The organism is Candidatus Angelobacter sp. (assembly GCA_035607015.1).
Taxonomy (GTDB): domain Bacteria; phylum Verrucomicrobiota; class Verrucomicrobiia; order Limisphaerales; family AV2; genus AV2.
In genome coordinates this window covers 1-10598 of record DATNDF010000406.1, presented here as the reverse complement: position 1 = coordinate 10598, position 10598 = coordinate 1, and the positions used below count along the sequence as shown (strand labels likewise).

The window sequence follows — 10598 nt, the reverse complement described above, 5'->3', positions numbered from 1 at the left end:
AGTTTGTGGCGGAGCTCAGGTAAATCATCGGGAAGTACTCGTCACGGTCCGCGTCGGCATTCAACTGGTAACCGGGAAACCCCCGGGCGCGCACGGCTGCGACATGCCGGTCCTTTTCCTCCCGCGTGACACGCTGCGCATAGCCCACGTCGAGCATCCCGCGATAGTTCCATTTCAAATCAATGCTGGCCGCGTATTTTTTCCACTGGCCGGGATCCACGGCCGGGTTGGCGTCAAACAAACCTCGCACACCGCGCAGCGCAGAAAGAAACGTTTCCATCCGGAGAGTCAGAGCGTCGCGCGTGGATCGCACCGTCTGCTCGAAGCGCGCCTGATCGCGGGCCTCGACGTTCAGTTTGACCCGCCGGTAAGCAAACAGGGTCGGGAGCAAGGCGATGATCAGGACCAGGTAAGCGGCCCCCATCCTGCGGAAATGTTCCCTCACCTCGGGCAGTTTCCCATTCATATCGGGCAAAACAGGGGGCTGAGCATAGGCGTCTCGAAAAGCTTGGCAATGCTATTTCATCATCTTCTCAAGCAACTGGATGCAAGGACTGTGCCGTTCGTTTTTTCTGAACGCATTGGCTGGCGAATTTGTCCATCGGTCGTTATCATCGCAAAAAATGAACACCGGAATCAGCGCCATCAATGCCGAGGTGCAGCAGGCCAGCGCGTTCGTGCAGCCGCTCCTCAATGAAATCAACAAAGTCGTCATCGGACAGAAATATCTCGTCGAACGGCTCATTATTGGACTGCTCGCCAATGGACACGTCCTGCTCGAAGGTGTCCCGGGCCTGGCCAAGACCCTGTCGGTCAAAACGCTCGCCGCCGCCATCGACGTCCGCTTCTCACGCCTGCAGTTCACGCCTGACATGCTCCCCGCCGACGTCGTCGGCACTCAGATTTACAATCCGCAATCCGGCGCGTTCACCACCCGCCGCGGGCCGGTCTTCGCCAATCTGATCCTCGCCGACGAAATCAATCGCGCGCCCGCCAAGGTCCAGAGCGCTCTGCTCGAAGCGATGCAGGAAAAGCAGGTCACCATCGGCGACCAGACCTTCAAACTTGAAGAGCCATTCCTCGTGCTTGCGACGCAAAATCCGATCGAACAGGAAGGGACGTATCCGTTGCCCGAGGCGCAGGTGGACCGGTTCATGTTGAAGCTGCGCATTGGCTACCCGTCACGCGAAGAAGAACGCCAGATCCTCGATCTCATGGCCCGCACGAGCGGATTACCCGGCGCCAGCGCGGTCGTGGACGCGAAAACCATCCTGTCCGCGCGCGAAGTCATCAACGACATCTACATTGACGACAAAGTAAAGGATTACATCGTGGACCTGGTCTGCGCCACGCGTGACCCGGCGCATTACAACATCGACGCGAAGGATTTGATTCAACTGGGCGCGTCACCCCGCGCAACGATTGCGCTCACGCTCGCCGGCAAAGCCCACGCCTTCCTGCGCGGACGCGGCTACGTCACCCCGCAGGACGTGAAAAGCATCGGCATGGACGTGCTCCGCCACCGCGTAGCGATCACCTACGAAGCCGAGGCCGAGGAAAAAACCAGCGAAACGGTGATTCAGAAAATCTTTGATGAACTGCCTGTGCCCTAATTCGATGAATCGCATTCATCCGATCAATTTCACCCTGTGAGGAAATCATTGCCAACAAGGTATCAGGACGCGAATGGAAGCGTATCAACAACGCTTCAAACTGATGGAAAATCTCTGCGAATCAAAATCCGGGATGTCATATTCGAAGGAGAAGATTTGGACTCTCTCTCGCCCGTTGCTGATACGGAACCGCAATCGTTGCAAAGATTTCGGATCCATAAAGAATGCCTGTGCGACTGTCAATTTGACGTGGAGATTCCCATTCAGGTCACCACTCCGAACGGCGTTGAAGATGGCTTGGTAAAAGCCTGGGTTGATTTTGGAAAACCAAACTCCAAGGGAGGGTTAGAGGACGAAGTCGTCAAACTTCAACTCAAATTCCGCGACCAAGAATTCCAATCAACGGGCAAAAGCGGTTGGTTCGAAGATGAACTCTTGGAACTAGAAAAGCAATTGCCCGTAGGATGCCACTTGAGGCTTTGCATCACATGTGCGTTCTCCGACTACAGCCCGTACGGACATGGAATGTTTGGTTGCCTGGCTTGTTTCCGTGGCAACAAGGCTGAGTATTCACAAGTGAAGAGCAAGGGCGATATGTTTCGCGTTTGGGCAACATTGACTGAATACGTCCAAGAGACACACCTTTGCGAAGAATACGAATTGCGAAAGCCCGGAACGGGTTATCGAGGTTAGTTCATGATCCCCCGCGAGATTCTCAAAAAAATCCGGCAGATCGAGATTCGCACGAACCGCGTTTCACTTCGGTGGTTGGTGGGCAAGTCAGGAATTGTTTTCAGCCTGTTGCTCTTGTGTTCTTGCGCAACAGAGCGCTCCAGCCACCCCCACCTTGCCACGGAGGTGGCTATCAATAAAGATGCCGGTCGTGGCGGCTTGTTATTTATTATGCTCCGGTTGGAAAACGGAGAGGAGTTGCCATTTGTTCTGGATACCGGGTCGCCGGGCACTCTTTTCGACAAATCGCTGATACCGAAATTAGGTAAACGCCTGCCCCTCGGCCGCTGGACAGTCAGCATGCCCGGGGACAAACAGAAATCAGGCCTCTATTGGAGACCCGGGCTTTACCTGGGAAACACTCGTCTAAAGACCGGTCGTTTGGTCGCTACCTTTAATTTCAAGCAGCTGTCAGACCGGGTGGGTCATCCGATTATGGGAATCCTCGCCATGGATTGCCTGAGGCACTATTGCATCCAACTGAATTTTCAAACCGGAAAGATACGTTTTCTTGACTCGAAGCAACTTGACGTCGCGAACTTGGGCAGGTCTTTTCCGCTTAAGCTTTCCCTGTTTGGCCAGCTCTTTACTGATCACGCCAGCCTTGCCGGAGGGAAAAGTGTCAAATTGCTCATTGATACCGGAAGGAATGGTGATGGCGCGGTCGAAAAAGGCGCGATCAACGGACACGATTCGGGATGGGTGCGTTTGCCGAAATGTGTTTGGGGAGGCGACACCTACACCAACCTGACGGTTGACACCGGTGGAAATGCGATCGGTTTGGGGTTTTTGGCGCGGCACGTGGTCACGTTTGATTTCCCCAAACGGGTCATGTATCTCAAGCAGACAAGTGCCGGGCCCCTGGTTGATGATGAATTCGTCGCAGCTTTGGAGTTTTTAAGAAAGTTTAAGAAAGAGGGCCAGACGCCGGGCTGGTCGAAAAATGATCACGGAACGGTCCGTCTCGAAACGCACCCCGACCCGGAAACATTCGGCTTTTCGGTCCGGACGCAAGGGGATTCATCTGTCTGCCATTATATCGTCGCACGAACGTCCGGTGACGGGCCGTGGAAATTGCAGAAATCGTGGCGGACGGATCAAAACGACAAGCCAATTGAAGAGTATCCCCTCCCATGATTCCTCGCGAGATCCTCAAAAAAATCCGGCAGATCGAAATCCGGACAAACCGGCTCGTGAGCGAAACGCTGGCCGGCCAGTATCACTCCGTCTTCAAAGGACAGGGGATGAACTTCGACGAGGTGCGCGAATACCAGCCCGGAGACGACGTGCGCTCGATTGATTGGAACGTCACCGCGCGCATGAACCATCCGTTCATCAAAAAGTTCGTCGAGGAGCGCGAACTCACGGTGATGCTGGTCGTGGATTTGAGCGGTTCCGGATTGTTCGGCTCCGTCGGGCAATCCAAGCGTGAACTGGCCGCCGAGATGGCGTCCGTGCTCGCCTTCTCCGCGATCCGCAACAACGACAAGGTCGGTTTGATTCTCTTCAGCGAAGGCGTCGAGAAATTCATCCCGCCGCGCAAAGGCCGGAAGCACGTCCTGCGCGTCATCCGCGAAATTCTTTTTTACGAGCCACGAAAGCGCGGCACCGATTTGAACAGCACGCTGGAGTTCATGCTGAACGTGCTGCCCCATCGCGCCATCGTCGTGATTCTCTCGGATTTTCTCGGTCAGACCGCGCCGACGCGGCCGCAAATCGACGCGCACCTCCGCCGCAAAGCGGTGCTGTCAGAAACGCTCGGCCAGACCTCGTTCACGGTGTTGCGCCAGGCGAACCGAAGGCACGATGTCGTCGCGGTGCAAATCACCGATCGTTTCGAATTGGAACTGCCCGCGCTCGGCCGGCTCGTGTTGAAGGACGCCGAGACCGGTGAAGTGGTCGAAGTCAACACAGGCGACGAGCGCAAGCGGGACGCCTTCGCGCAGCGGCAGGCCCGGGCGCAGGCGGAGTTGCTGAAGCTGTTTCGCGGAGCGCGCATTGATTCGATCCAGTTGCGCACCGACCAGCCGTACGCCGCCGCGCTGGGAAGGTTTTTTGAAACGCGTGAAAAACGGCGGCGTCATAGATGAAAACCAACTCTTCGGCCATCATCATCCCCGCGCCGTCTTCCGCGACAAACGCCGCGGGCACGAACGCGCTGGCGGGCGACATCCGCGACATCAAGGCGCCGGTGGACATCCCGAGCGGCTGGTTCTGGCTCTGGTGCGTCCTCGGCGCGCTGGCGGCAGTGGCACTGTCATATCATGCCTGGCGTTACTGGCGGAAACTTCGCGCGCAATCGGCCGCACCAGAGATCATCATTCCGCCCCATGAGCGCGCCCGCCGAAAACTTCAGGAGGCCCTCAAAATGATCTACGAGCCACGTCCGTTTTGCATCGCGGTTTCCGACACATTGCGGGTTTACCTCGAAGAAGCGTTTTCACTGCGCGCACCGGAACGCACCACCGAGGAGTTTCTCGATGAACTTCAGTCCAGCGCGCTGCTGTCGCTGGCCCAAAAACAATCGCTGGCCGATTTTCTGATGCGTTGTGACCTTGTGAAGTTTGCGCGGGACGAGCCGACGGTCGAGCAATTGCAGGATTTGCATGAAAGCGCGCTGCGGCTGGTGGATGAAACCTCCCATTTTCAACCGCGACCTGATGTTACCCACCCTCTCACCGTGCCTTCGGTGCCCCACGGGTCCGCGCGCGTGACGTCATCGACGCCCGGCGCCGAGGGAGCGGGCGAGGCCGCGGAAAGCGCGCCGCAAAGCTTGAACCACGAATCACAAATCCGATGACCTTCGCGCACCCGTTATTCCTGCTGTTGCTCCTGTTGCTGCCGCTGGCGGGATGGCTGAAGGGCAAGGTGGGGTTTCAACCCGCCTTCCTTTATTCGTCGGTCCAGCTCGTCCGCGGCATCACGGGCATCACGCGCTCGCACGCCGGCGCGATTCTTTTGAAGCTGCGCTGGCTCGCGCTGGCCTTGTTCATCGTCGCCCTGGCCCGACCGCAACTCGGCGAGGGAGAAACACAAATCATCGCGAGCGGCATTGACATCGTCGTGGCCATTGACCTGTCCGGCAGCATGAGTTCGGAGGATTTTGAATTGCAGGGCCGGCGGGTCAACCGCCTTGCGATCGCAAAAGACGTATTGCAGAAGTTCGTCGGCAAGCGCCCCAACGACCGCATCGGCCTGGTCGCGTTCGCGCGCGACGCCTACATTGCCGCGCCGATGACGCTCGACCACGATTTTCTGCTCCAGAACCTCGAGCGTCTGGAAATCGCCACGCGCGACAAGGACGGCACGGCCATCGGCTCGGCCCTGGCCACGGCGTTGAATCGCTTGCGCGAGGTGAAGTCGAAAAGCAAGATCGTCATCCTGATGACCGACGGACAAAACAACGCGGGCAAGGTGCCGCCGCTGACCGCCGCCGAAGCGGCGGAGACGTTGAAGGTCAAGGTGTACTCCATCGGCGTGGGCACGCGCGGCACCGCCCCGATACCCGTCGGGCAGAATCCGTTCAACGGCCAGGTCGTTTACCGGGACGAGCCGGTGGACATCGACGAAGACACGTTGAAGGAAATCGCCAAGCGGACGGGCGGAAGGTATTATCGCGCGGACAAGACGCAGGCCTTGCGTTCGATTTACGACGAGATCGACCGGCTGGAAAAGACCGAGGTACAAGTGAAGAAATATCAGCGATACCGCGAAGTGTTCCCCCTGGCGGCGCTGCCGGGACTTGTGTTGTTGCTGCTGGAAATTATTTTAAACCACACGGTTTGGCGCAAACTGCCTTGAACACCGGCCGTCGTTTACGGACTGCCGTCGGTTGCGTCGAAGCGCGCTGGTGTTCGACCGTAGAACATAAATTACAAAAATATGCGGTTCGGTAATCCACCAATGCTCTGGTTGCTGCTGGTGACGGCGCCCCTGCTGGCGTGGTTTCTGTGGTGGGCATGGCGGCGACGACAGGCGTTGATCCGGCAGTTCGTGCAATCGCGGCTGCTCGCGCAGCTGACGGTGGGCATCTCGCCGTTGCGCCAGAAAGTCCGCCTCGGGCTGGTGGTTCTGGCCGTCGTCTGCGCGTTGCTGGCCCTCGCCCGGCCGCAATGGGGTTTCGAATGGGAGGAAGCCAGGCAGCGTGGACTGGACATCGTGGTGGCCGTTGACACCTCCCGGAGCATGCTCGCCGAAGACATCCGGCCAAACCGGCTGGCGCGCGCCAAACTCGCAGCACTCGACCTGATGAAACTCGCGAAAAGCGACCGGCTGGCGCTGGTGCCGTTCGCCGGCGCGGCGTTCCTGCAATGTCCGCTCACACTCGATGAGCAAGCCTTCCGCCAGAGTATCGAAGCGCTGGACGTCGGCATCATTCCGGTGGGCGGAACAGCGTTGACCGAGGCGATTGAAACCGCGCTGACCGCGTATAAAGAGGGAAGCGACAACTACAAGATTCTCGTGCTGTTCACCGATGGAGAGGACCACGATAGTGGCGCGGCGGACGCGGCGAAAAAGGCGGCGGCGGCCGGGATGAAAATCTTCACCGTTGGCATTGGCACACCCAACGGTGAACTCCTGCGGGTGACCGACGAAAACGGACAGTCCACTTACATCAAGGATGATCAGGGCAACGTCGTCAAATCACGACTGAACGAAACCCTGCTTCGGGAAATCGCCACCGACACGGGTGGATTTTATCTGCCGTTGCAGGGAGGGAACATAATGGAGACGCTGTATGAGAAAGGGCTGGCTCCCCTGCCCAAATCCGAGACTTCAGCCCGGCTGGTCAGGCGTTACCACGAACGATTCCAATGGCCGCTGGCCCTGGCCATTGCCGCGCTGCTTCTCGAAATGCTGCTGCCGGAACGAAAACGCGTGGCGCGCACGGAGGTGCCCGCTGTCGCAGCCAATGCCGGATTGCGCAAGGCAGTGGCCGCGCTGCTGTTGCTCGCCGTCCCGTTCGCCGTGTCGGCATCCCCTTCCAGCGCGAAACGCCTTTACGAGGACGGACAGTTCAAACAGGCCGAGCGGGAGTACGAGCGTTTGCTGGAAAAGAACGGGAACTCGCCCGGTCTCAACGGAGTCGTGAAGAAACAGGAGGACGGAAAACAGCAGGACCCTGGACAGGAAATCTCCCGCGCCCTCGAGAACAGCCGGCCGGGCGACCTGCGTTTGCATTTCAACGCGGGCGCCGCCGCTTACAAGACCGGCGACCTCGACAAAGCGGCGCTCCACTTCAGACTGGCCACCCTCGCTCCCGATCTGAAATTGCAGGAACGAGGATATTACAACCTGGGAAATACGCTCTATCGCCTCGGTGAGACGGTTCCGGACGACAACGGCAAGATCAACGAATGGCGGGACGCCTTGCAGAGCTACACAAATGCGCTCGCATTGAACCCGCAGGATTTCGACGCAAAGTACAATCTGGAACTCGTCAGAAAAAAGCTGGAGGAGCTTGAAAAACGGCAGCCCAAACAGCCGCAGGATAAATCCCGGAAACAGAATCAGGACAAGCAGGACCAAAAGCAGGATCAGAAACAGCAGTCGAACCCCGACAATCAGAAGGGCAAGCAGGACCAGCAAAAGCAGGCATCAAAGCCCGACTCGAAACAACAGGACCGGAAGGATCCCCGGCAACCGGACAGTCAACAGCAAAACCCTCAAAACAAAAAGCCGAACGACCAGGAACAGCCAAAACGGGACAAGCCGCAAGGCAGCGGCAAGGGCGACGAGAAATCCGGTGGACAATCCGAGGCCAATGCCGCGCCCGTGCCCGGCCAGATGACCGTCCAGGAAGCGCAGCAAATGCTGGATTCCCAAAAAGGCGAGGAGCGGGCGATGATCTTCGTGCCGCAGCAAAAGATGAAGGACCAGCGACGCGTGTTCAAAGACTGGTGATGGCATGCATCCACGATTGTCAGACGCCTTTTTCCGATTTTGTTCGTTCCGCACTCGCGGGCGGGTCGGGCTTTTGTGCCTTTTCCTGTGCGGCGCGGGCGGGTCCACCATGTCGGCAGCGACCTTCACGGCCACGCTGGACCGCGATACGATCGGCGTCAGTGAAAGTGCTACGCTATCGCTGCGATTTGACGGAGGGATACCTGCCGAAGTTCCGACGATCCCCGCCGTTTCGGGGCTCTCGGTGACGGGCAACGGACAGTCAAGCCAGTTCAACTTTGTCAATGGCCGATCCTCTTCCGTCGTGTCCTACAACTATCTGGTGCGTGCCGCTCAACCGGGCCAGTACACAATCCCCGCCATCAGCGCCAGCGTGGACGGCAAAACGGTGACGAGCCAGCCGCTCAAATTGAATGTGCTTAAAAACGGCGAAGCCACGCCCGAATCGGCCGTCATCGGCAAGAACGCCTTTCTGAAACTGGTCGTGCCGAAGAACGAGGCGTATTTGGGAGAGGTGCTCCCGCTGGAGATCCGCCTGTATGCGCGGCAAGGAAATTTGAAGCAACAGCCACAGCTTGCTCAGGAGGGCTTTACTGTCGGCAAAATGATCCAGCAACAGCTCACCAAAACCCTCATCGGCAATCAGTATTTCAGCCTGCTGGTTTACAAGACCTTCGTGATTCCCGCCAAGGCCGGCCGGTTGACGCTGGGTCCCGCGACCCTGGTGCTGGCCGTGCCGCATCCGAACACCCGCGTCGATTTCTTTGGACAACCTGTTGACTGGATGGATGTGAACCTGGCGACCGACCCCGTCAACATCGATGTCCATCCGTTGCCAACGAACAACGTGCCGGCGGATTTCAACGGTGCGGTCGGTGCTTATTCACTTGCGACGAGCATCAGCACGAACACAGTGACCGTGGGCGATCCCATCACCGTGACGGTTCAAATCACGGGCCGCGGCCCGATTGATTCCTTGACGCTGTCGTCCCTGAACAACTGGCGGGACTTCAGGGTTTACCCGCCGAGCACAAAGGTCGAAACAACCGACGAGTTCGGGCTTGAAGGCGTCAAGAGCTTCGAGCAGGCCGTAATTCCTGAAAACGCCGAGGTCAAGGAGCTGCCTCCGATCACCTTCAGCTTTTTCGATCCGGACAGGAAGAGCTACCGGACCGTGTCACATCCGGCAACGCCGGTCATTATCCGGCCCGGCAACGCTGCGCCCGCGCAGCCAACGGTCCTCGCGACAACCCCCCTGGACCGGGACGAACCGAAGCCGGCCACGGACATCGTTCACATCAAGCCGCGAATCGGCGCGCTGGCACAAATCCGGCCGGCCTTGATTCAGCAGTCCTGGTTCATCTCGCTTCAGACTGTGCCCCTGCTCGCCTGGCTGGCCGTCCTCGTCTGGCGGCGGCGCGAGGAGAATCTGGCCGGCAATCCGCGTTTGCGACGGAAGCGGCAGGTGGCGCAGACCGTCCGCGAAGGGCTGACCGACCTGCGCCGGCTCGCAGACGCCACCCGGACGGAGGAATTTTACGCCACGGTATTTCGCCTCCTGCAGGAACAGTTGGGCGAGCGCCTCGACCGGCCCGCGTCCGCCATCACCGAATCCGTGATCGAGGAACAGCTCCGTCCACAGGGCGCGGACGCCGAGACACTCGCAACACTGCAGGAATTGTTTCAAGCGTGCAACCAGGCGCGCTACGCGCAGCAACGGAGCGGCGCGGAGCTCGCCGCGCTCATTCCCAAGGTCGAATCGGCGCTGAAACAACTGCAACAATTGAAACTTGAGCACTGAACGTCAGACGCCCGAGGACGCAACCCGGCCGGACGCCGGCTTCCGGTGGCATGGCATCTCGCTGCGTGTCGTCCGGTTGCGCCGCCACGTTCGCTGTGGCCTCGGAGTGTTGACGCTCCTGCTCTGCTCCTGCGTCGGCAGTTTCGCGGGCGGCGAAGATGTCCGTTCGACGTTCGATCAGGGCAACAAGCTTTATGAGGAAGGCAGGTTTGCGGAGGCCGCGTCGGCCTATGAAAAAATCCTGCAAAGCGGCCAGTCCTCGCCGGAGGTGTACTTCAACCTCGGTAACGCGCTTTTCAAGTCCGGCCACGTCGGACGAGCGATTTTGAATTATCGGCTCGCCGAGCAGCTCGCCCCGCGTGATCCCGACATCCGCGCCAATCTGAAATTCGCGCGCAGCAGCGCCGCCGACGGTGGAGCCCAGACCGTGGACTGGCGGCAGCGGTTGACCGGTCGTCTGGCGATCGACGAGTGGACGCTGCTGACGGCGGGGTCTCTCTGGCTGTGGTTCGTCCTGCTCGCGCTCGGACGATTGCGACCTGCGCTCA

The 10598-nt window shown here is 58.9% G+C and carries 10 protein-coding genes; 9 read left to right on the top strand and 1 reads right to left on the bottom strand.

The genetic code is table 11. The features are described 5' to 3' along the window. On the bottom strand, positions 1-466 hold a 466-nt coding region (locus tag VN887_16260), incomplete at its 3' end, for a CHASE domain-containing protein (protein ID HXT41561.1). Between the two features lie 157 nt (positions 467-623). On the opposite strand from VN887_16260, the gene VN887_16255 reads away from it, so the two are divergent. The 9 genes from VN887_16255 to VN887_16215 all read left to right on the top strand — a co-directional run. Further along, entirely contained in the window at positions 624-1613 is a 990-nt protein-coding gene (locus tag VN887_16255) for a MoxR family ATPase (GenBank protein HXT41560.1), read from the top strand. A gap of 36 nt (positions 1614-1649) precedes the next feature. Further along, a complete protein-coding gene (locus tag VN887_16250; protein ID HXT41559.1) occupies positions 1650-2306 on the top strand; it encodes a DUF6304 family protein in 657 nt (218 codons plus the stop codon). Between the two features lie 78 nt (positions 2307-2384). Continuing rightward, positions 2385-3482: a hypothetical protein gene (locus VN887_16245; protein ID HXT41558.1), complete on the top strand. Its 1098-nt coding sequence runs from the start codon at positions 2385-2387 to the stop codon at positions 3480-3482. Then, positions 3479-4435: a DUF58 domain-containing protein gene (locus tag VN887_16240; GenBank protein HXT41557.1), complete on the top strand. Its 957-nt coding sequence runs from the start codon at positions 3479-3481 to the stop codon at positions 4433-4435. The genes VN887_16245 and VN887_16240 overlap by 4 nt, the downstream gene beginning before the upstream one ends. After that, the gene (locus VN887_16235; GenBank protein ID HXT41556.1) at positions 4432-5145 is read left to right on the top strand and encodes a hypothetical protein; all 714 of its coding nucleotides are present in this window, start codon (positions 4432-4434) and stop codon (positions 5143-5145) included. The genes VN887_16240 and VN887_16235 overlap by 4 nt, the downstream gene beginning before the upstream one ends. Then, a complete protein-coding gene (locus VN887_16230) occupies positions 5142-6146 on the top strand; it encodes a VWA domain-containing protein (protein ID HXT41555.1) in 1005 nt (334 codons plus the stop codon). The genes VN887_16235 and VN887_16230 overlap by 4 nt, the downstream gene beginning before the upstream one ends. 81 nt (positions 6147-6227) lie before the next feature. Continuing rightward, positions 6228-8249, top strand: coding sequence for a VWA domain-containing protein (locus VN887_16225; GenBank protein ID HXT41554.1), 2022 nt, complete (start codon positions 6228-6230; stop codon positions 8247-8249). Positions 8250-8358: 109 nt separating this feature from the next. Continuing rightward, entirely contained in the window at positions 8359-10050 is a 1692-nt protein-coding gene (locus VN887_16220; protein HXT41553.1) for a BatD family protein, read from the top strand. After that, the coding region (locus tag VN887_16215) for a tetratricopeptide repeat protein (protein HXT41552.1) at positions 10040-10598 on the top strand (559 nt) is incomplete at its 3' end. The genes VN887_16220 and VN887_16215, both read left to right, overlap by 11 nt.